General features: G+C 73.8%; 18 protein-coding genes. 11 read left to right on the top strand and 7 right to left on the bottom strand.

The window, feature by feature from the left end:
* Window positions 1-33: 33 nt before the first annotated feature.
* Window positions 34-861: a hypothetical protein gene (locus tag ACH4SL_RS07780; RefSeq protein WP_398442528.1), complete on the bottom strand. Its 828-nt coding sequence runs from the start codon at window positions 859-861 to the stop codon at window positions 34-36.
* A 227-nt stretch (window positions 862-1088) separates the two neighbouring features.
* Between ACH4SL_RS07780 and secD the strand changes: the two genes are divergently transcribed.
* The 6 genes from secD to ACH4SL_RS07750 all read left to right on the top strand — a co-directional run bounded on the left by secD (window position 1089) and on the right by ACH4SL_RS07750 (window position 7518).
* On the top strand, window positions 1089-1919 hold the full coding sequence (gene secD / locus ACH4SL_RS07775; protein ID WP_398442527.1) for a preprotein translocase subunit SecD: 831 nt from the start codon (window positions 1089-1091) through the stop codon (window positions 1917-1919).
* A 145-nt stretch (window positions 1920-2064) separates the two neighbouring features.
* Window positions 2065-2646 (top strand): hypothetical protein, encoded by a 582-nt coding sequence (locus ACH4SL_RS07770; protein ID WP_398442526.1) that lies wholly within the window; start codon window positions 2065-2067, stop codon window positions 2644-2646.
* Window positions 2633-3226 carry a SigE family RNA polymerase sigma factor gene (locus tag ACH4SL_RS07765; RefSeq protein ID WP_398442525.1) on the top strand — a complete coding sequence of 198 codons (594 nt, stop codon included), beginning with the start codon at window positions 2633-2635 and terminating at the stop codon, window positions 3224-3226. Before ACH4SL_RS07770 ends, ACH4SL_RS07765 begins: the two co-directional genes overlap by 14 nt.
* A 5-nt stretch (window positions 3227-3231) precedes the next feature.
* Window positions 3232-4002 carry a hypothetical protein gene (locus ACH4SL_RS07760; protein ID WP_398442524.1) on the top strand — a complete coding sequence of 257 codons (771 nt, stop codon included), beginning with the start codon at window positions 3232-3234 and terminating at the stop codon, window positions 4000-4002.
* A 422-nt stretch (window positions 4003-4424) separates the two neighbouring features.
* Window positions 4425-5711 (top strand): glycine betaine/L-proline ABC transporter ATP-binding protein, encoded by a 1287-nt coding sequence (locus ACH4SL_RS07755; protein WP_398442523.1) that lies wholly within the window; start codon window positions 4425-4427, stop codon window positions 5709-5711.
* Entirely contained in the window at window positions 5704-7518 is a 1815-nt protein-coding gene (locus ACH4SL_RS07750; protein ID WP_398442522.1) for an ABC transporter permease/substrate binding protein, read from the top strand. The genes ACH4SL_RS07755 and ACH4SL_RS07750 overlap by 8 nt, the downstream gene beginning before the upstream one ends.
* Before the next feature lie 61 nt (window positions 7519-7579).
* Here the strand turns inward: ACH4SL_RS07750 and ACH4SL_RS07745 are convergent, their stop codons facing one another.
* Together ACH4SL_RS07745 and ACH4SL_RS07740 are read right to left on the bottom strand one after the other, a co-directional pair.
* A complete protein-coding gene (locus tag ACH4SL_RS07745) occupies window positions 7580-9244 on the bottom strand; it encodes a ricin-type beta-trefoil lectin domain protein (RefSeq protein ID WP_398442521.1) in 1665 nt (554 codons plus the stop codon).
* Between the two features lie 222 nt (window positions 9245-9466).
* Window positions 9467-10180, bottom strand: coding sequence for an ArsR/SmtB family transcription factor (locus tag ACH4SL_RS07740; RefSeq protein WP_398442520.1), 714 nt, complete (start codon window positions 10178-10180; stop codon window positions 9467-9469).
* 64 nt (window positions 10181-10244) lie between these two features.
* Between ACH4SL_RS07740 and ACH4SL_RS07735 the strand changes: the two genes are divergently transcribed.
* The 3 genes from ACH4SL_RS07735 (at window position 10245) to ACH4SL_RS07725 (ending at window position 13111) form a co-directional block, all read left to right on the top strand.
* A complete protein-coding gene (locus tag ACH4SL_RS07735) occupies window positions 10245-10883 on the top strand; it encodes a flavin reductase family protein (protein ID WP_398442519.1) in 639 nt (212 codons plus the stop codon).
* 67 nt (window positions 10884-10950) lie between these two features.
* The gene (locus tag ACH4SL_RS07730; RefSeq protein ID WP_398442518.1) at window positions 10951-11421 is read left to right on the top strand and encodes a hypothetical protein; all 471 of its coding nucleotides are present in this window, start codon (window positions 10951-10953) and stop codon (window positions 11419-11421) included.
* Between the two features lie 130 nt (window positions 11422-11551).
* Entirely contained in the window at window positions 11552-13111 is a 1560-nt protein-coding gene (locus ACH4SL_RS07725; RefSeq protein WP_398442517.1) for a hypothetical protein, read from the top strand.
* Window positions 13112-13126: 15 nt separating this feature from the next.
* On the opposite strand, the gene ACH4SL_RS07720 is transcribed toward ACH4SL_RS07725, so the two are convergent.
* Window positions 13127-13672, bottom strand: a complete 546-nt coding sequence (locus ACH4SL_RS07720) for a hypothetical protein (RefSeq protein ID WP_398442516.1) — start codon at window positions 13670-13672, stop codon at window positions 13127-13129.
* A gap of 141 nt (window positions 13673-13813) precedes the next feature.
* Here ACH4SL_RS07720 and ACH4SL_RS07715 point away from each other — a divergent pair, with 141 nt between their 5' ends.
* The gene (locus tag ACH4SL_RS07715; protein ID WP_398442705.1) at window positions 13814-14731 is read left to right on the top strand and encodes an NADP-dependent oxidoreductase; all 918 of its coding nucleotides are present in this window, start codon (window positions 13814-13816) and stop codon (window positions 14729-14731) included.
* A gap of 90 nt (window positions 14732-14821) precedes the next feature.
* Here ACH4SL_RS07715 and ACH4SL_RS07710 read toward each other — a convergent pair whose 3' ends face one another.
* The 3 genes from ACH4SL_RS07710 to ACH4SL_RS07700 all read right to left on the bottom strand — a co-directional run bounded on the left by ACH4SL_RS07710 (window position 14822) and on the right by ACH4SL_RS07700 (window position 20279).
* Complete coding sequence (locus tag ACH4SL_RS07710) at window positions 14822-18076, bottom strand: hypothetical protein (protein WP_398442515.1); 3255 nt, start codon at window positions 18074-18076, stop codon at window positions 14822-14824.
* Complete coding sequence (locus ACH4SL_RS07705; protein WP_398442514.1) at window positions 18073-18501, bottom strand: hypothetical protein; 429 nt, start codon at window positions 18499-18501, stop codon at window positions 18073-18075. Before ACH4SL_RS07705 ends, ACH4SL_RS07710 begins: the two co-directional genes overlap by 4 nt.
* Window positions 18502-18683: 182 nt before the next feature.
* On the bottom strand, window positions 18684-20279 hold the full coding sequence (locus ACH4SL_RS07700) for a helix-turn-helix domain-containing protein (RefSeq protein ID WP_398442513.1): 1596 nt from the start codon (window positions 20277-20279) through the stop codon (window positions 18684-18686).
* A 284-nt stretch (window positions 20280-20563) separates the two neighbouring features.
* On the opposite strand from ACH4SL_RS07700, the gene ACH4SL_RS07695 reads away from it, so the two are divergent.
* A complete protein-coding gene (locus tag ACH4SL_RS07695; RefSeq protein ID WP_398442512.1) occupies window positions 20564-21013 on the top strand; it encodes a hypothetical protein in 450 nt (149 codons plus the stop codon).
* The last annotated feature ends 103 nt before the right edge of the window (window positions 21014-21116 follow it).

The raw sequence follows: 21116 nt of genomic DNA, 5'->3' as shown, positions 1-21116 counted from the left end.
CCCTCCTCGGCGCCGCGGACCCGGCCCGCCGGACTAGCCGACCATGAACTCCGTGGTCGTGGTCGCCCCGTAGCGGCCCAGTACGTCCCGGGCGGAGACCTGCAACTGCTCGAAGGTGGCGTAGGGAGGGGTGAACACGATCGTGGCCGGGGATCCGGTGACGATCGTCCAGGCGCTGTCGGTCGCGAACTTGTAGCGGTAGCCGACGACAGGCGAGTCCCCGTCTGCGGGCGCGAAGGTGAAGGTGCCCGGGACCCCGGCCCCGCCGTGGGGCCCGCAGTCGTTGGCGGTGCACTCGGTGTACGGGCCGCCGTACGTGATCCCAGGGGCGAGGGGTGCGGTCGGATCCACGGTGAAGTAGCAGTACGCGGTGGCGTCCGAGACCGTGTACTGGGTCTGGTCTGCGGCGTAGGCCCAGGTGGCGGCCGATATCCGGTAGACGGTGTCCGTGGACAGCGTCGTCATCAGGGTCGTCGTCTCCACCACGCCGTCGCCCACGAAACCCGCGGAGGGTGCCAGTTGGTCGGCGACCGGCGTCCACGTGCCGTCCGCGTTGCGGCTCGCCACGTCGAAGTCGGCCCGCAGGCGGGGCGGCTGCGCGCCGTCCGCCACGCCGTGGACCCGGGCGGTCAACTGCGGCCGCGGACTCGCAACGACGCCGGGAGCGGATTCGTCCCCGGCGCATACGACGCCGCTGCCCTGCACGATGCCCTGCTCCGTCGGCACGGCGGGCGCGGGCCCGCCGTCCGCGTGTGCCGCGGCCAGCGGGACCACGGCGAGCAGGCATCCTGCCGCAAGGGCCGCCCAGCGGCGTCCGGTCTTCCGCTCGAATCCGCCGCGCGTACGCGTCCTGGTGTCCACGTGCGATCCCCACCCCTCGACCCACCATCAACGAACGTATGTACGAATCTTGGCGCACGGAATCCGCTCCGGCAAGCACCCGTCAGCTCCCTCACCCGAATACAGCAGGACCGCGCGGCATCCGTCGCCCTGCTCGCCCTCGCCCGGCTCGACGGCCGGCTGTCAGCGCCGCCGCCGGGTTGCGGAACACCCGCACCCGGCGGGGCGTGACACGACACACTGGGCTCATGCGCAATCACCGTACGGCGTACGCCGCCGCGCTCGCCGCCGTCGTGCTCGGCCTCTCGGGCTGCTCTGGCTCCGGTGGGAGCCCGAAGCCGGCGCCGCCCTCCGACGCCCCGCAGGCGCGCACCACCGCGTCGTTCACCGCGAGCCGCGCCGACTCCGGCGCCCCGACCGCCGAGGACATGCGGACGACCGCCGACCGGCTGCGTGAGCGCGCCGCTTCCCTGGGCCTGAAGAACACCGACGTGACGGTCGCCGGCAGCGTCGTCACCATCGTGGCGCCCCGCGCCGACGCCGACCGGGTGGCGCAGATGACGGCGACGGCGCTGCTGGAATTCCGCCCGGTGCTCGACCCGGCGACCGCCGCGCAGAAGGGCCTCAAGGCCGCCTACGACGCGCTGGTCTGCGACGGATCCACCCGGGCGCTCACCTCCCTGCCGGACGGTCCGGGCGTGGCCTGCGACCACCGGCTGAAGGAGAAGTACCTGCTGGGACCGACCGCGCTGCCCGGTACGGACGTGGAGAGCGCGACGGCGGCGCTCGACACGTCCCACGACAGCGGATGGGTCGTCAACCTCTCCTTCACCCCGGGCGGCTCCGCCGACTTCGCCAAGATCACCGGCACCCTGTCGCAGAACCCCCCGCCCACCAACCAGTTCGCGATCGTGGTCGACGGCGAGGTGGTCTCCGCCCCCGCCGTCTACTCCCCCATCACCGGCGGTACGGGCCGGATCAGCGGCAGCTTCACCCGCGACAGCGCGCAGAACCTCGCCGCGGCGCTCTCCAGCGGGGCGCTGCCCGTCCAGCTCGTCGCGAGCGGCACGAAGCAGTAGACCGGGCACCCGGCTCCGCGGCCGCGCGGTTGCGGAAAGACGCGGACGGCGTGCAACTCCGGTGGCGGTACGGGAGTGAAGGAAGGCGGAGGAGCGGCGGGGAGGCTCCTCCACCAGACCGGACACACCGTTACGGAGGATCTCCATGAAACTGCGTCACCTCGCCTCGGCCGCGGCTGTCGCGGCCGCGGCCGCGGTCGCCGTCGGCACCGCCCACGCGTCCGCCGCGCCGACTCCCGCGGCGGTCAAGGCCCAGGCGAAGGCCCCGGTGCGGGTGGCCGCGCAGGCCGCGCCGGCCGAGGCCGCTCCCGTCGCAGCCGCCAAGGCCCCCGGTGTGCTCGTCGTACGGCCGGGGCAGCTGGTGAACGCCGGGCACGGGCAGTACCTCAAGCTCACCCGCGCCGAGCGCTGCCTCGGCGTCCCGTCCGAGGGCTGGGCCACCTGCAAGAGCGTGACCGACGGCAACCAGCCCGCGGGCACGGTGAGCCTCCAGAGCACGGGCGACGCGACCGGCAGCCTGTACTCCCCGCTCTACATCGGCGACGGGCGGGCGGCCCGTATGACGGTGACGTCCGGCGGCGTGACGTACCAGGTCCGGGTGGTCACGCTCGGCGGACACCCGGGATACGCGACCGGCTACGTGTGGGGCGCCCCGACCTCCTTCCCCGGCGACACGCCGGAGGTCACCGTCTACGACGCCTCGGGCACGGTCCTTGCCCACCTCTGACGGCCCGTTGCTCGACACCCCCGCGTGCGGCGGCGCCCTCCCGGGACCTGAAGCGTCCCGGGAGGGCGCCGCCGCCGCGGAGCCGGGCCCGGACTTCGAGTCCTGGGCGGCGGTGCGGTGGTCCCGGCTGGTACGGACCGCGTATCTGCTGACGGGCGACCACCACGAGGCGGAGGACCTCGTCCAGACGACCCTCGCCAAGATCTATCCCGGCTGGTCCCGGATCAGCCGGCTCGACGAGCCCGACGCGTACGTCCACCGCGCGCTGACGAACAACAACCTCAGCAGATTCCGCCGGCGCCGCGTCGTCCACCTGCTCACCGCCCGGCTGCCGGAGCGGAGCCGGCCGGAGAGCACCGGCCGGGTCGAGACCCGGGCGTCGCTGGTCGCCGCCCTCGCCGCGCTCCCGCCGCGGATGCGCGCGGTGGTGGTGCTGCGCTACTGGGAGGACATGAGCGAGCAGCAGGTCGCCGACGTGCTCGGCTGCTCGGTCGGCAACGTCAAGAGCCAGGCGAGCCGGGCCCTGCGCAAATTGCGGGACCATCCGGCGCTCGCCGCGGCGGAGAGCGGGGAGAGGTGACAGGCGTGAACGGCAGCCACCAGGAGGGCGCCGGCGGGCCGGCTCCCGAAGAGGCGCACATGCTGGAGGAGCGGCTGCGCCGCGCCCTCGCCGATGCCGCGGGCACGATCGCGCCGGGCCCCTGGCCCGCCGGGCGGGTGCTGGGGCGCGCTGCGCGCCGGCGGCGCAACCGCCTGGTCGCGGTGTGGCTGCCCGCGCTGGGCGCGGCCGCCGCCGTGGCCGTCGCGGCGGTGCTGGCGGGCGCGCCGCGCGGCCAGGACGGGCCGAGCCCGGCGCTGGCCGCCCCCGCGCCCCGTACGCACCCGGCCACCTCCCCCTCTCCCCCGGTCGTCTGGCCGGCGGTGCGGGTGGTCGCACCGGGCAGCGCCTTCGGCATCGGCGACGGGGGCCGGATGCGCGTCACCGCGGGCGAGCGCTGCGTCGACGAGAGCGACGGCACCGGCTGGGACTGCCGGGACGAGACCAACGCGGACGGGAACCAGCCGCCGGAGTCGGTGAACGTCCAGTCGTACGCCTACGCGGGCGGCATGCGCTATCTGCTGGTCTACCGGGGGACGCACGTGCCCGCGCGGATGGGCGTGACCTTCGGGGGCCGGGTCCGGCCCGCGACGGTGGTGACGCTCGCGGTGCACCCGGGGTGGGTGGGCGGCTACCTCGACGTCCCGTCGTCCACGGCGGTGCAGGACTCGTTCGACTCCCCCGGCGTCACGGTGTGGGACGCCCGGGGCCGGGTGATCGCGTCGATGGCGGAGATGCCCCCGCGCCCGGGTCGGTGACCGGCGGCCGGTGACGAAGGGCGGGGCGGAGGCCGCGCCGCCCCCGTCCGCCGGTCACCGACCGTCACGGACGGGACGGCCACCGAGGACGCCATGACCGCCGGTGCGGCATTCCTCACGTTCGCCCGATGCGCGGGGGCATCGCCGCGCCGGTGTAGGTTCGTCGTACACAGCGGCGCGCGGAAACCTCTTTCCCCTTGCGCCGAGCGCGGCGGCCCGGATCGCCGGCGCGGTGCCGCCCCGGCGGCCGGACCTGCGGGAACACCCACCACGAGAGACCCGGATGTGACCCGCCCCACACGGGCGCGGGGAAAATGTTTGCCCGATGCACGGGCCTGGGTACGCGCGCCGCGACCACTACGTCCATGGAGCGGCGCGGTCACCTGCCGGACGACGGAGGGTGACCGGGCAGGAAGGCAGTCGTGCCGAAACTTGCAGTCGAGAACGTGTACAAGGTCTTCGGACGCAGACCGGGGGAAGGCGTCCGCCGCTTGCGGCAGGGCGCGGACCGGGCCCGGCTGCGCGCCGACGGCACCACGGCCGCCGTGATCGACGCCTCCTTCGAGGTGGCCGCCGGCGAGATCTTCGTGGTGATGGGCCTGTCCGGCTCGGGCAAGTCGACCCTGCTGCGGACCCTCAACGGGCTGAGCGCCCCCACCGCAGGCCGGGTGCTCTTCGACGGGCAGGACCTGGCGCAGCTGCCCGGCAAGGCGCTGCGCGCCCTGCGGGCCCGCCGCATCAGCATGGTCTTCCAGCACTTCGCCCTCTTCCCGCACCGCAGCGTGCTGGAGAACGCCGCCTACGGCCTGGAGGTCCAGGGCCGCCCGTGCGAGGAGCGCGAGCGGCGCGCCACCGAGGCGCTGGAGCTGGTCGGCCTGGCCGGCTGGGAGCGGTCCTGGCCGGACGAGCTGTCCGGCGGCATGCAGCAGCGCGTGGGCCTGGCCCGCGCGCTGGCCACCGACGCCGACCTGCTGCTGATGGACGAGTCGTTCTCCGCGCTGGACCCGCTGATCCGCCGCGACATGCAGGACCAGCTGCTGGAGCTCCAGCGCCGGCTGCACAAGACCATCGTCTTCATCACCCACGACCTCAACGAGGCCATGCGGCTCGGCGACCGTATCGCCGTCATGCGCGACGGCGAGATCGTGCAGGTCGGCACCGCCGAGGACATCCTCGTGGGGCCCGCGAACGACTACGTCGCGAGCTTCGTCCAGGACGTCGACCGCTCCCGGGTGCTCACCGCCGCCTCGATCATGGAGGAGCCGGGCATGACCGTGGAGCCCGGCGACGACGCGCGGGCCGCGCTCCGCGCGCTGCGCGACGACCACGCGCCGGCCGCCTTCGTGGTGGCGCCCGACCAGCGCCTGGTCGGCCATGTCACCGGGGAGGACGCGGCCGGGGCGGGCGGCGCGGACCACGACCGGGTGCGCGACGTGATGCACACCGACTGCGCCGTGGCGCAGGCCGACACCCCGCTGGCCGAGCTGCTCTCGCCGGCCGCCCGCTCCGAGGTGCCGCTCGCGGTGGTCGACGAGCAGGGGCGCCTGACCGGCGTGATCCCGCGCGGCACGCTGCTGGCCGCGCTCGGCGACCAGCCCGAACCGGCCGCCGCCTCGTCCTCCACCTCGGCCTCCGCCGCGGCCGGGGACGGCTCGGGAGCCGCCGCGCCGGCGGACGTCCCCTTCCGGAAGGAGGCCGCCGGTGCCTAGGCTCCGTCTCGGCAACTGGGCCGAGGACGTCGTCGACTGGCTGACCCGCCATCTGTCCTGGCTCTTCGACGCGGTCTCGGCCGTCGTCAACCACCTCTACGACGCCGTCGAGTGGGTGCTCGGCGGCCCGTCGCCGCTGCTGATGGCGGCCATCCTCGCCGCCGTCGCCTTCTGGCTGCGCGGCGCGGCCGCGGGCGTGCTGTCCTTCGCCGGCTTCGCGCTGGTGGATTCGCTCGCGCTGTGGGACGAGGCGATGCAGTCGCTGTCGCTGGTGCTCGTCTCCGCCGTGGTCGCGCTCCTGCTGGCGGTGCCGCTCGGCGTGTGGGCGGCCAGGAGCAAGGCGGCCGGCGCCGTGGTGCGCCCGGTCCTGGACGTCATGCAGACGCTTCCGGCCTTCGTCTACCTGATCCCCGCGATCATCTTCTTCAGCCTGGGCACCGTCCCGGCGGTCATCGCCACCATCGTCTTCGCCATGCCGGTCGGGGTGCGCATGACCGAGCTGGGCATCCGCCAGGTCGACCCGGAGCTGGTCGAGGCCGCCGACGCGTTCGGCACCTCGCCGGGCCGGACGCTGCTGCGCGTGCAGCTGCCGCTTGCGCTGCCGACCATCATGGCCGGCGTCAACCAGGTCATCATGCTCGCGCTGTCCATGGTCGTCATCGGCGGCATGGTCGGCGCGGAGGGCCTAGGCTCCACCGTCTTCGGCGCGATCAGCCAGGTGGACATCGGCCTCGGCTTCGAGGGCGGGGTGGCCGTCGTCGTGCTGGCGATCTACCTCGACCGGGTGACCGGCGCCCTCGGCGACCAGGTCTCGCCGCTGGGCCGCCGGGCGCTGGCCCGGATGCGCTCCGGGCTGCACGGCGCGGCCGTGCTGCGCTACCGGCCGCGCCCCGCCGTGGGCCTGTCCTGCGTCGTCGTCCTCGCCCTGGTGGCGGGCGGCACCGGCGTCTTCTCCGGATCCGGTTCCGGTGACGGCTCCGGCTCCTCGGCCGCCGCCACCGCGGGCAAGGGGCGGGCGGTGCACATCGGGGCGTTCAACTGGGACGAGTCGGTGGCCACCGCCAACCTCTGGGACGCGGTGCTCGACGACCGCGGCTACAAGGCCGACGTCAAGACGTACGACCCGGGCGCCGCGTTCACCGGCCTGTCACGGGGCGTGCTGGACTACATCACCGACGCCTGGCTGCCGACGACGCACGCGTCGTACCTGAAGCAGTACGGGGACAGCTACACCGACCTCGGCCCGTGGTACGACGAGACGTCCCTGGAGGTCGCCGTCCCCTCCTACGTCAAGGGCGTCAAGACGATGGCCGACCTCAGGGGCAGGAGCGCGGAGTTCGGCGGCCGGATCATCGGCATCGAGCCCGGCGCGGGCGAGACGAAGCTGCTGGCGACGAAGGTGCTGCCGGGCTACGGCCTGGACAAGGAGTACAAGCTCGTCAACAGCTCGACCGCGGCGATGCTGGCCGAGCTCAAGCGCGACTACGCCGCGCACAAGCCGGTCGCCGTCGTGCTCTGGTCGCCGCACTGGGCCTACAGCACGTACGACATGACGAAGCTGTCCGACCCGAAGGGGCTGTGGGGCAAGGGCGACTCGATCCACACCCTGGCCAACAAGGCGGGCGCGGCGAAGCTCCCCCAGGTGACCGGGTGGATGCGGGACTTCCACCTCACCGACGCCCAACTGGGCTCCCTGGAGGCCGACATCCAGCAGGCCGGGCAGGGCAAGGTCATGCAGGGCGTGCGCACCTGGCTGCAGCAGAACCCGGGCGTCGAGGACAAGATGGCGCCGGTCGCCGCCGGCTGACCCGCCGTTCCCCGGGCCCCGGTGCCGGCCGCGAACCGCGCGGCCGGCACCGGGGCCGTTCTCAGGCCAGGGCGAACTTCTGGGCGCCGGAGCCGTTGCAGTCCCAGATCTGCAGCCGGGTGCCGTTGGCGGTCGCGCCCGAGGGCGAGTCGACGCAGCGGCCGGTGGTCGGGTTGGACAGCGAGCCGTCCCCGTTCACCACCCAGTTCTGGTAACCGCCGCCGTTGCAGGTGGCGAGCTGGAGCGGGGTGCCGTTGGCGTTGGCGCCCCCGGCGATGTCCAGGCACCTGCCGAGGGTGCGCAGCGTCTGGCCGCTCCAGGTCCACTTCTGGTCCAGGGAGGTCGCCTGCTGGCAGTCCCACAGCTGGACGGCGGTGCCGTCGCCGCCGGTGTCGTCGCCCGCGACGTCCACGCACTTGCCGCCGGGGCCGTAGACCGGGGTGCCGATGGCGAAGCCCTGCGCGCCGGAGCCGTTGCAGTCCCAGATCTGCAGCCGGGTGCCGTTGGCGGTCGCGCCCGAGGGCGAGTCGATGCAGCGGCCGCTGGTGGGGTTGCGCAGCGAGCCGTTGGTCTGCCGCACCCAGTTCTGGTAGCCGCTGGTGTTGCACGTGGCCAGTTGCAGTTTGGTGCCCGCGGCGCTGTTGCCGCCCGCGATGTCCAGGCACTTGCCGAGGGTCTGGAGGGTCTGGCCGCTCCACGTCCAGTGCTGGTCCTTGGCCCCGGACTGGCAGTCCCACAGCTGCACGGCGGTGCCGTCGCCGCCGGTGTCGTCGCCCGCGACGTCCACGCACTTGCCGCCGGGGCCGGTGATCGGCTGGCCGGTCACCGAACCGCCGCCGCCCCCGCCTCCGGAGCCGGGGCCCTTGTTGTAGACGGACACCGAGTCGATGACGAGCTTGCCGCCGGAGACCGTGGCCGCGTTGGGGCCGCCGCCGAAGGCGTCGGGGAAGCCGCCGCCGATCGCCAGGTCGTAGATGATGAAGAAGGGGTGGTCGACCGCGTCGGACCAGGTCGTCGCGTCCACCTGGTTGGCGCTGACGGTGAAGAAGTTGTTGCCGTCGAGGTAGAAGCGGATCTGCTCGGGCGACACCGAGCGGTCGATCTCCGCCGCGTAGTCGTGGAAGCCGGTCTGGCAGCCGGAGCACGCGCGCTCGCCCGAGCCGATGCCGGTCGACTCGTTGCACGGGCCGCCCGGGTTCACCCCGCAGTGGAGGGTGCTGAAGTCGGAGCTGCGGCCGTTGATGTCCTCCATGATGTCGACCTCGCCGGACTTCGGCCAGGTCACTCCGCTGCGCAGCGGCGCGCCGAGCATCCAGAACGCCGGCCAGTAGCCGGCGCCGTTGGCGGTGCTGACGTTCGGCTGCTGGAGGACGGACTCGATGCGGACGACGCCGCCCGCGGGGGCGCCGAAGGTCGCCGCCTGGGTCTCCACCCGGCCGGACGTCCAGTTGCTGCGCGGGTCGGAGCCGGAGTGCTGGGCCTGGAGCACCAGATGGCCCTGGCCGTCGTAGTAGACGTTGGACGTGCTGCTCGTCATGGTCTCGATCTCGCCGGTGCCGAAGCTGCTGCCGGGCCCGGTGTCGTACTTCCACAGGCCCTGGTCGATGCCGGTGCCGGCGGCGCCGTTGAAGTCGTCGCTCCAGGTGAGCGAGAAGCCCGACGGCGGCGCGGGCACGGCCGCCTGGGCGGCAGGTGACGCGGTGACGGTGGCTGCCACCGTGGCCACGACGACGGGCAGGAGTGAGAGCGCTCTCTTCCATGCACCACGACGTGCTCGTACGAAATTCCAGCGCATAGGTCCAACTCCAGGGAGAAGGCGTGATGTCCGCATGGTCACCGCGCGGGGTGCGCGGGCGTAGGCCGGACCGCCGCGCGGGGTGCCGCCGCACGGTGTGTCATGAACACAGCTTGGAGAGCGATCGGACGTCCGGCAAGATGCGTGACCGGGTCAGCCGAAGACGCTGTCGCCCAGGCCGAGATGGCGGTGCAGCTCGCGCCGGCCGAGCGGTGTGACGGCGACCGCGCGGGTGGTGCCGACGCGGGCGATCCACCCCTGGTCGAGCGCGTGCCGGCACAGCGCGCCGCCGACGGCGCCGGCCAGGTGCGGGCGGCGCTCCGTCCAGTCCAGGCACGGCCGCACCGACGGCCGCCGGGTCCCGGCCGGGACGGTGACGCCGAGGTCCGCGAGCCAGGCCGCCCCGGCGCCGGTGAGCCCGAGCCCGTGCTCCAGGTCCAGCAGCCGCCGCCCGATCATCGCGTCGGTGACGGCGACCCCGAGGGCGCCCGCGAGGTGGTCGTAGCAGGTACGCGCGTGCGCCAGGGCCCGGCGGCGGCCGTCCGCCGAGAGCGTGCGGGGTGCCGCGGCGCGTTCGGGGGCGAGCGCCGCGAGGCTCTCGATCAGCTCGGCGACCTGCGGACCGGCCAGCCGGACGTAGCGGTGGCGGCCCTGCCGCTCCTCGGCCAGCAGACTCCCGCGGACGAGTACGTTCAGATGCTCCGTCGCGGTCGACCGGGCCACCCCCATATGGCGTGCCAGCTCCGTCGCCGTCCAGGCCCGGCCGTCGAGCAGCGCCACGCAGAAGCCCGCCCGGGTGCCGTCGGCCAGCAGGGCCGCCACCGAGGCCAGATCGGGACCTGTCCCGCGCTCGCGCGTTGCGTCCATGCCTCCATTGTCCCCGGTGACGCTTCGGCCGCCGCCGAAGCGAGCGGCTCCTACGCTCCCCGCCATGGACACCGCACCGCCGGACGCCCCGGCCGCCTCCGTGGAGATCGAGCCCGCCATCCTCTATTTCGGCACGCCGGTGGTGCTGCTGTCGACGGAGAACGAGGACGGGTCGTTCAACCTCGCTCCGATCTCCTCCGCCTGGGCGCTCGGGTGGACGGTCGTCCTGGGCCTGGGCCGCGAGGGCCAGACCGCCCGCAACCTCGCCGCCCGCCCCGACCTGGTGATCAGCCTGCCGTCCGCCGGGCAGTGGCGCGCGGTGGAGCGGCTGGCGCCGCTGACCGGCCGCTTCCCCGTGCCCCCGACCAAGCCCGCGGGCTGCCGCTTCGAACCCGACAAGTTCGCCGCGGCGGGCCTGACCCCCGAACCCTCCCGCCATGTCCGCCCGCCCCGCGTCGCCGGCTGCCCCCTCCAGCTGGAGGCCCGCGCCGAGCGGGTGCGCCCGGACGCCGCCGGCAGCTTCGTCGTCGTCGAGGCCGCCGTCCGCACGGTCCACGCCGACCCGGCCGTCGTCGTCCCCGGCACCGACCACGTCTCCCCCGCCGCCTGGCGCCCGCTCATCTACAACTTCCGCCACTACTTCGGCCTGGGCCCCGAACTCGGCCACTCCTACCGCACCCGGACGCCCACGGCCGGACGGTGACAGACCTGTTGCTGGAAGTGTGGCCTCCGTCACAGCAGCCGGGCCCCGGCCCTGCTGGACTCGCCCGATGGCGTACGCGCTGTTCCTCCTGCTGCCCGGCTGTCCGATCGCCGCCATGGCCCTGGCCGGCTACGGCCTCGGCCGCCACCGGCTGCGGCAGGCCGACCGGCAGGCGCGGCTGCGCTCCCTGGCCGCGCTGGCGGGGTCCGTGGCGGCGGCGGTCTACACCCTGGGCCTGCTCTGCCTCACCCTGGCGATCCTGGACTCCGACGACAGCGGCGCCGACTCCGCGCCCCTGCACCCCTGCCGGGTGGCGGGCCACCCGGAGCGGGCGGCGCACGTGACCGACTACCGGGTGGAGTACATCCCCCTGCGCTACGTCTGCGAGACGACGGACGGCTCCGACTACTCGGCCGCGGTGGTGCCCGGCTGGGTCACCCCGGCCGCAGCCGGTTCCGGCCTCGCGGCCGTGGGGTGCGCGGGCGCCGCGGCGTACGAGGGCGAGCGCCGCGCCCGCCGCGGCGCGGCCACCGCCTGAGGCACGGGGCAGCGGCGCCTCCCCGCAGGCGGGATGGGGGCGCGGTCAAAGCTTTGCCCGCCCGTCCGCGGCCGTTCGTCTTGCGGGGCTAGTGTCCACACGCCCGGTCCCGCGGCGGAGAGGCATGTCCATGAGCACCCCGGTCCACCGCAGTCCGGAACGGCAGTCCGGGGCCGTCGCGGCGCCGGGCCGCAAACGGTCCGCGGGGGCGCCCGAGCGGGGGCTGCTCGGCGTGCAGGCCGGGGCGGGCAACCGGGCCGCGGCCGCGATGGTGCAGCGCGCCGGGGGCGCCGACGGCGCGAAGGGCAAGGGCAGGGCGGCGGAGGGCGGGGGCCCGGCGGCGCCCTCGCCGGGCTACCGCGACCGGATCGCCGCGGTTCTGGACCGGCTGAAGAAGAACTTCGAGTTCATCGACACCTTCGTCAAGAACGTGCAGGTGCCCGCCAACGCGGGCTTCTCCCAGCACGCGGCCGCCACCGTCGACGACGGCCTGAAGCACTCCGCCGCCTCCTCGGGAGGCGCCGCGGGCTCGGAGAGCCTTGTCGCGGAGGCCGTGGGCGCCGCGCTCGGCGGCATGGAGGCGGCCAAGGCGCGCAAGGACGCCGCCAAGCACAAGACCGGGGCCGCCTTCCACGGGGCGAACAAGAAGTTCACCTCCAAGGCGACCGAGGCGGTCGTCGGCGCGGCGAGCGCCGGGAACAACGCCCTCGGTGTCGCCAAGGAGCTGACGAAGGCGGAGAAGGCGCTGCACGCCGCGCAGGCGGCCGAGGTGAGCGGCATCGGCTCCGGCGTCGTCGGCGCGGTGAAGGGCGCGCGCGCCGCCCGCCGTTTCGGCCTGACGGCCCGCAAGTACCGCGCCCTCAAGGGCATCGAGAAGCCCGGGCGCACAGGCGAGGGGGCGCTGAACCGGCTCAGGGAAGCGCGCGACGACGCGGAATGGGCCGCCGCCGAGGCGTACGTCGCGCTGGACGCCCAGTGGGACCACGAGGGTGACGACCGGCTGGACCGGGTGTCCGACGCCATCGACGCGGCCTGGGCGTCGATGGGCGAGGCCCGCGACGCGGCCAGGGACTTCCGGCGCGCCGAGGACGTCAACACGATGGACACCGTCCTCACGTACGCGCTCGGCAAGCAGCGCAACAAGATGGGCAAGCAGGCGCTCACGGCCGTGGGCGAGTCGACCAAGGCCGCGGGCGGCATCGTGACGGCGATCGCCGCGACCGCGGGCGGCGCCGCGCTGGCCAGCAACCCGGTGGGCTGGGGCCTGGCCGCGGGCGCGGCCGGCCTCATCCTGGGCGTCACCGCGTACAAGGCGGGCCGCGCGGGCACCAAGCGCTACGACGGCGCCCGCCACCCCGACCGATGGGCCGACGACGGCGCGGCCGCGGCGGAGCCCGCCTCGCGCGGGGACGCGCTGAAGGAGGCCCTGAAGTTCTGGAAGAAGGTGGAGAACGGCGAGCGCCAGGCCATGGCCCGCAGGATCTACGCCCTCGCCGCGGGCCCGGACGTCAGGGGAAGCGGCGACACCTCCGCCGCGATGCGGGAGTCGGCCCGGGCCCTCCTCGTCGCCCTCAAGGCGGGCCCGGCCAACCAGCGCCTGACCCCCGAGGAGTGGGCGGACTCCCTCAACGACCCGCGGAAGACCACCGCCTGGGTCAAGGAGATCGCCGAGCAGCTGTCCTCGGCATGACCCGCGGGGCCGGCCTCAGTGGGTCAGGGCGTTCGCGCTCACGATGAAGAGGCCGAGCAGGACGTCCACGAGGCCGACCCGGCAGGCGGGGCCCCAGCCCTGGCCCGCCGCACGGGCCGCCAGCAGGCCCCAGCCGAAGAGGGCGGCGGTGTTGACGGTGAGGATCACGTCGACGGCGCTCTCCTCGCCCCACCACCCGGCGGCCGCGCCCAGCAGCGCCGCCACCGTCGGGAGGGCCGCGGCGACCAGGGGCCACTCGGCGAGCACCGAGCGGACGCTCTCCGCGGTGGCCCGCCGGCCGCCGCCCGTCCAGTGGGCGATGGCGTGCGCGTAGCCGTGCGCCGCGGCCGCGGCCAGGGCCGCCACCAGGATCCACAGCGCGTCGTACCCCGGGTTGGGCTTGCCCTCGCCCTCGTCGAGGGCGGAGGCGAGCGCGCTGGCGAGCACCGTCCCGTACACACCGCCGAACAGCAGTCGCTGGAGCGGCACGCCCAGGGGCGCGGCGGGCGTACCGTGCCCCGCGCCTTCCGGCACGGCGCCGCCCCTCGGCGGAAGCGTCATCCCTCCACGATGTCACCGCGGGCGGGCGCGGGCGCCGGGACGCGCCGCACCGCCTTCCGGATCGGCGCCGGGGCCCGTGGTGGGATGGAGGCGGCGGGGGCGGTTTCGGTGCGGAGAGGTCGGGCGATGGCCGAGAAGACCATGCGGGCGATGGTGTACGGGACGTACGGCGGGACGGAGGTGCTGCGGGAGGAGCGGGTGCCGCTGCCGAAGGTCGCCCCGGGCGAGGTGCTCGTCAAGGTGCGCTGCGCCGCGGTCAACCCGGTGGACTGGAAGGTCATGGCGGGCGGGCTCGACAGCATGATGGACGTGGTGTTCCCCGCGATCCCCGGCTGGGACGTGTCCGGCACCGTCGCGGACGTCGGTATCGACGTCCCGGAGTTCGCCGTCGGCGACGAGGTGATGGGGTACGCCCGCAGGGACTCCGTGCACGGCGGCACCTTCGCCGAGTACGTCAGCGCGCCCGTGCGCACCCTCGCGGCCAAACCCGCCGCGCTGGACTGGGCGCAGGCCGCCGGGCTGCCGCTGGCCGGGCTCACCGCCTACCAGGTGCTGACGCGGCTGCGCACCGGCGCGGGCGACACCGTGCTGGTGCACAACGCGGCGGGCGGCGTCGGCTCGCTCGGCGTGCAGATCGCCCGCTCCCTGGGCGCCCGCGTCATCGGCACGGCCTCCCCGCGCAACCACGAGCGGCTGCGCGCACTGGGCTGCGAGCCGGTCGCGTACGGGGACGGGCTCGCCGAGCGGGTCCGCGCCCTGGCCCCGGACGGCGTCGACGTCGTCGCGGACTTCGTGGGCGGGGTCCTCGACAGCACCCTGGCGGTCCTGGCCGCGGACGGCCGGCACGCCTCCATCGCCGACCCCGCCGTGCTCGGCGCGGGCGGCCAGTGGATGTGGGTGCGGCCGGTCGCCGAGGACCTCGCCGCGCTGGGCCGGCTCGCCGACGCGGGCGACCTCACGGTGGAGGTCGCGGAGACCTTCCCGCTCGCGGACCTCGCGGCGGCCTTCGCCCGCAGCCAGGAGGGCCACGCCGCCGGGAAGATCGTCGTCGAGGTCTGACCCCCGGCGGGAGCCGGGTCCTTGCCTGCAGGACAGGCTTTCGTGCGCTCGTCAGCACCTTCGACGGGAGAGCCCCGCCTCGGCGCGTGGTCACTTGCCCGGCGGGCTCCGGAGCCAGGACGGGATGGGCTGACCGGTCATCTGTCGGTATTGAAGGGAGACCGCTTGTGGAGCGCCGGCGTGCGCGGTGCGGATCAGCTCCGCGAGCCACAGTCGGATCGGAGGCCCTTCCTCATGCAGTTGGGGCACGAAGCTGGAGGCGAAGACCAGCGGGACAACGGCTTCGGCGAACCGGCCGCCCTTGATCAGGATGTGGGCGAAGACCGCGGTGTTGCGCACGTAGCCCTCCCGGTGGGTATCGGGATCGAGCTCGAAGAGCTCCTCGAACCACTCGACCGCCAAGCGGCAGTGAGCGAGGGCTTCCTCTTGCCGTCCCGCGTCCGCCAGCCTCGATGCGTGGTCGCTCACCCGCCCTGCCAGGTCCGGCAGGTTGGCATCCCTGTCGGCCTGGACGCGTCCGTAGGCGATGTCGACGGCCTCCGCCGAGTAAAGGAGGACGTCACGGAAGCGCTCGCTCTGTTCCAGCCACAGCGCATGCAAGCCGGACGCGATAGGCAGATCGACGGTGTCGGCCGGTCCGCCCTTCAACTCGTCGGCGGCGGCCGTCGCCTCCTGCGAGTAAGCGAGGGCCTCGTCGAAGCGGCCGGCCTTCATCAGGCGCGACGCGTGAGGAATCAGCGCGCGGACCAGGTCCGCGAGGCTGTCCGGGTCGCCCTCACGCTGCGCCATCTCCCGGTGCAGGGCGACTGATTCCTCCGAGTGCCGGAGGACTTGGGACGCAGGCGCATCGGCCTCCTCCAGCAGGACCAGGTGAAGTCTCACCGCCGCGATGAGCGGCCGCAGGTGTGTGTCGCGGTCCTCGGCTGCCAGTTCCCGGCAGGTGAGGACCGCTTCCTCGGACACGTGCACCGCTTCCGCCGTGCTGCCCACCTCCGAGAGCCGCACAGCGTGCCGGCTCAGCTCCTGGGCAAGTGGCGCGCGGTACGCATCCTGGTCGTGGCTCGCCAGTTCCCGGAGAACCTCGACCGCTTCCTTCGAATGTGGCAGGGCGTCGAGGGGACGGTCGGTCTGCTCCAGCAGGTCTGCGTGGTCGCACAGGGATGCGGGGAGTTCCGGCAGGAGCCTCGTGCGGTCCAGGCGTACCAGGCTCTGGAGCGCCGCCAGGGACAAGCCGGAGAGAGCGAGTGCTTCCTCGTGCCGTCCCACGGTCGCGAGCAGTCGCGCGTGGCGGGACACGGCTGCGTTGAGGTCTTGCAGGGAGGGGAGGTGGAGGTTCCCGTCGGGCAGCTCGGTGAGTTCTCGCAGCCATTCGACGGCGTCCTGGGACCAGCTCAGTGCTTCTTCGTGACGGCCGGCGTCCGCCAGCCAGCCTGCATGGTTGTAGTGGGCCCTGGCGAGTTCGGGAAGGAATCCGTCCCGGTCCTGCTCAGTGAGAATCATCAGCCAGAGCACTGTCGTGTTCGAGTGGGTCAGTGCTTCGTCGAGGCGACCGGACTGGGCCAGGCGTACGGCGAAGTTGCCCTCCGCGTACGCGGCTTCGGGCAGGTACGCGGAAATGTTCTCGGGTGCCAACTTGTGGAAGGCCCTGAAGGCTTCCTCGGAGAGGGCCAGGGCTCGCTCCGTGTAGCCGACGTTCGCGAGGCGGTTGGCAAGGCCTGCGCGGATCCGCGCACGTCCGGCCTCATCGGCTGCGGCCAGCCGCCGGTCGAACAGCCTGTCCGCGACCGCGGCCGCTGCGGGAGCCCATTGTCTGCGCTCCTCGGGCAGTAGCGTGTCGATGGCTTCCAGGACGTCGGGGTCGATGTGCGGGTGTGCGGCGAGGGCGACAACCGCAGCTCCGCCGGCCTCCAGGGCAAGCGCGGGCCTGGCGAGCAGCAGCGGGTAGAGCTGCCTGTGTGCCAGATGCGGCCACCGGCCGGCGGCTTCGACAAGGGTGGTCAGCGCTCGGCGGGTCCACACCGGACCGGCGGTCTCGGTTGCCGTGCCGGCGTTGCCCGGGAGAGTCAGGAGCCGGGCGGGTGCCTCGTCGGCCCACAGGTCGCTCGGGAAGTCGTGGGAATGGCCGTGGGTCAGCAGTGCGATGTAGTCCTCGCCCAGACGATCCGGGTACAACGGTTCCAGCACGGTGGCCGGGGTCGTGCCGGCTGCGCCCGGCTGCGCGGCGGCCGGATAGCAGCGGGCATGCTCCTTCAGCATCGTCCCCGGTGGCTCCGTGCTTTCGACGCCTGCCTGGAGGATGGCCTGCTTCGCGTCGCCGTAGCCGACCGGGCCGGTGAGGGTTGCGGTATAGACGAGCTGTCCCATCGCGTCCGGCGTCACGGTGATCGGGTCCTCGCGGCGGTGGCGCAGGGACAGCCAGTGGTCACGTTCCCGGGCCAGCAGGTACGCGGACACCGCGGCGGGTTCGCTCGGCGGGGCGTCGCCGTGGCGCGTCGCGAGGACGGCGCCGAGGGCGGCCATGTGCACGGCCAGGACGAGCTGATAATCGTCGCGGCCCAAGAGGCGCGCCGGAGGAAGGGCTGCCCTGGCTTCGGGTACGGCCAGCAGTTCGCTGAAGCGGTCCCGGGCGGCGGAGAACAGCCCCTCCCGGGAAACCGTCGGGTCGCTTTCCGCCGGCGGGAGTTCGAACCGTTCTGCCCGGATGCCGAACTCGCGCTCGACGCGGTAGGAGATGTTCTGCCACCACACTCCGCTCGGCCGGGCGAGCAGCAGGACCCGGACCCGGATGCCGCGGTCGGCGCCCGCGCTCGTGTCTCCGAGCAACGTCAGCAGCTCCTCGGTGTCCCATCTCTCCGCGTAGTCCACGACGACGAGCACACCGGCCGCCCGGTCCAGGCCCTCCGGAACGCTGAAGGCCGGCGGGGCCTGCCGGTCCCGGTGGTGGAACGCGCCCAGGACCGTCCAGCCCTGCACACGCCATTCGGCTGCGACCTGCATCGCGAGCCGCGTCTTGCCCTGACCGCCGGGGCCGTGGACCAGGCACACGCGCAGCGTGCCTTTTGCGTCGCGCCACCGGCGCGCCCGAGCCAGCTCCGCCGACCGGCCGGCGAAGTCCACGGTCGCGGCGCCCGCCTGCAGCAGCGTGCTCGGCGCCGCCGCCGGTCCTGATGCCCCTTCGTGTCTCGACGGCGGCCACGGCGCGAGCCGGTACGGCTCGCCGCCTTCGTACACCACCATGTCGCCCGCGGCCTGGAAGATCCTGCCGAAGCCGGACGCGGCAGCACGCTGCTCCGTCCGGGCGGCGCCGAACGCCTCCCCGGGGAGCGGCCGTTCCGCAGCAGTCACCTGTCGCTCCGGTGGATCGTGATGTTTCCGCCGGCCTGGTGCACCGAACTGCCCCCGGACGCAACGGCCGACTGCTGGATCGATCCGCCTGTCGCCTGAGGTCCTGCCGCGTGCCGATCCAGCGCGTCGACAAGGACCTGCAACTCCTCCGCGAAGCCGGCGTCCCGCTCTGCGCGCTCGGCAAGGGCGTCGCTGACCCGGCGCACCGTCCGCTCGCTGACCTCCCCGTCGCCGCTCCCGGCCTCCGTGACGAGCGTCTCCAGTGCCGTGTCACCGGACAGATTCCGGGTCACCAGCTCGTGGATGGCGTCCATCCCGGTATCGAGAACCTGATCGACCTCCTCGTCAGCTCGTCCCGCCACGCGGTGCAGTTTGCGGACCATGTACCCCACGGCGGCGCCCGCCAGTAACTCGATGCCCGTCACCGAACCTCCCCCGGTCAAACTCCGACGCACTGCCGGCGTTTATATACCCACATGCCCCACAGCGCCCACCTCTGGCCGGGCGCATCCCCGTGACGTGTTTCGCGGCTCCGCAACGGGGCCGCCGGCCTCCGGACCCGGGAGGTGCCGTCGGAGAGACCGGTCGCGGGGCCGACCGGCGTATGTCAGTGCAGGGCGCTGTCGCGGACGTGGCGGTCGAGGCCGGCCCACCAGTCGGACATATGCCGGGTGGGCGCGGTCCGGGACCGCTTCTCGGCCACCAGCCGGGTCAGCAGGTCGAGTTCGCCACTCATGGCGAAACAGCACACGAGGCGCTTGAGGTCGCCGTGCCGGGCGGCGCCGTCCTGGTCGCGGGTGTACTTGCCGAAGACGGCACGCCAGTAGCCCTCCGGGCTGGTGCCCCTTATGTGTGCCAGGGCGTGCACGGCTGCGAGGGAGACGCCCGGGGGCAGGCCCGGGGCGAGGGTGAGGCCGGCGACCGCCGCTCGCTGGCCGGGGCCGCCCAGAACGCGCAGGGCGTGCAGGAGGGGGATTGCGCGGTCCTCGGCGCGGGCGGTCGCCGGCTGCCGCAGTTCCTCGGCCAGGGCGGCGGCGATCCGGGGACCGTGGGGGCTGGCCTGCAGCAGCATCGCCGCGTGGAGTCGCACGTCCGTCACCGGATGGTGCAGGAGTTCGCCGACGACAGCGGCCAGGACGCCCGCGGGCCCTCCGGGGGTGTCGTCGCCCAGCCGGGCCATGATGCGCGAGACGGTGACCTCGGCTGTGACCGGATCGGTCAGCAGGCCGTGTGCCACGATCGCGTGGGCGGTGGGGCCGAGGTCGGCCGCGGAGGCGGTGAGCCGCTCGGCGCGCCCGCTCTGCAGCGGCAGCCGGTGCAGCAGGACGGCGGCGGCTTCGACGTCCGGCTGCGGGTGCGGCGTGCGGGGGTGGGCCAGCAGATCCTCCACCGCGTTCATGAGGGTCCGTGTCTGCTCGGCGGTGAAGTGCTGCTTGCGGACCTTGCGTGCGGCGGCGAGCAGCGCTCCGTAGCGAGTGTCGGCGGTGGTGGGATCGGTGAGCTGGGTCAGCACGGCTCGCCCGGCGTCCGGGTGCGGGCTGGCGTCCAGCAGGCACACTGCCTCGATCAAGCCGGCGTGATCGGGCTGCTGCGCGGCGCCGGCGCACACGGTGATGGTCGCCGGCCCCCACAGGGGGTCGGTGACGAGGCGGTTGAGCGCCTCGAAGCGGCGCATCCACGAAACGCCGTCTGCCACCGTCGTCTCCAGCAGCAGCCGTTGCACGACCGCGTCGCGCACCCGGCTCGGGAAGACCCGTCCGCCGCCGCCGGCGGTCCACCGGGTCAGGGCGTCCCAGTCGCCGCCGGTGAGCATCCCGTTGTCGAGCGCGCGGTCGAGCAGTGACTCCATTCGGGGGCCGGTCTCCGGGGCGGTGCGGCCCCCGCGGAGGAACGCTGCCGCGGCCGGGCCGCCCTGGTGCCGGGCGATGGTCTGGACGGGCGCCAGCAGGCTGTACGGAGGCAGGCCCACCAGGTCCTCGTAGCGCCGGACGGCGGCTGCGGTCACCGGTACAAGGCCGTTCTCCCACCGCGACAGGGAACTGGGCGAGACCCCGCCGGCAAGGCGGCGGTCCTCACGGTAGGCGCGGGCGAACCCGGCCAGCCCGCGGAGTGCCGGATCCCGGTGCCGCGTGCGGTGGGTGCGCAGCAGCCAGCCCGCTTGCACCTGCCACGGCGTCGAGCGGATGAACGCCGGTCTGGTCACGGCAGTTCGCCCCATGTCGGCCCCTCGCGTGAGTGCCTCTCCGCGCAACGTTCCGCAGCGTGTTTCAGGATGAGGGGGTGCGTCCCGGACTGTGAGACCAATTTCGGACATCGGTAGACGAGGCAGGACGTCCGGCCCGTAGCAGAGCCACGGGCACCGCGGTAGAGGCGTTGCACGGGACTGCCTGGCAGTGGGAGGCCGCGGCCACCGAGTGCGGCGCCCGCCTACAACGGAACCGGCGTCCGGCACAGGACGCCGACCGACGTCGCGAAAGGACCACGGAGATGACGATCTCTTCCCTCGGCCTCAGGCCGTCCACGGCGAAACGCGAGAGCAGGCGGCTCGCGACGGCGGGGCGTCACCGGCGCCGCGGCCTGCTCCTCGGTCTGGCGGCAGCCGGGGCTGCCACGGCCGTCCTCGCGGTGGGCACGCCCGCCTTCGCCACCACCGACGTGACGATCTGGGACGCCAACGCCAACGTCCGCGACTGCTACCACCCGCCGCAGTCCTACCCGAGCACCAGCTGCGCCCCCCAGGCGACGCTGGAGGCGTGGCTCCCGGTCCGCCTGGTCTGCCAGTACCCGGGCCAGACCGTCAGCGGCGACCCGTACTGGGACTACGTCCTTTACCCGGCGACCTCCGCGCACGGAGCCGGTGAGGGCTATGTGTCCGACTCCCTCGTCTACACCAAATTCGGCACCCGTGACCCCCAGGTCCCGATCTGCACCTGGTAGCCGGCGCCCGTCCGAGGGGAATCCCGTAGCCGCCGCACGGGACCTTCGGAGCGGGGACGCCCTCGTCCGGCTGCTGTCGGTGCCCATGGTCACGAACCGCAGG

Source organism: Streptomyces sp. NPDC021020 (assembly GCF_044333285.1).
Taxonomy (GTDB): Bacteria; Actinomycetota; Actinomycetes; order Streptomycetales; family Streptomycetaceae; genus Actinacidiphila.
Note: the sequence above shows the minus strand (reverse complement) of the source record. Positions and strands in the feature narration are given on the sequence as shown.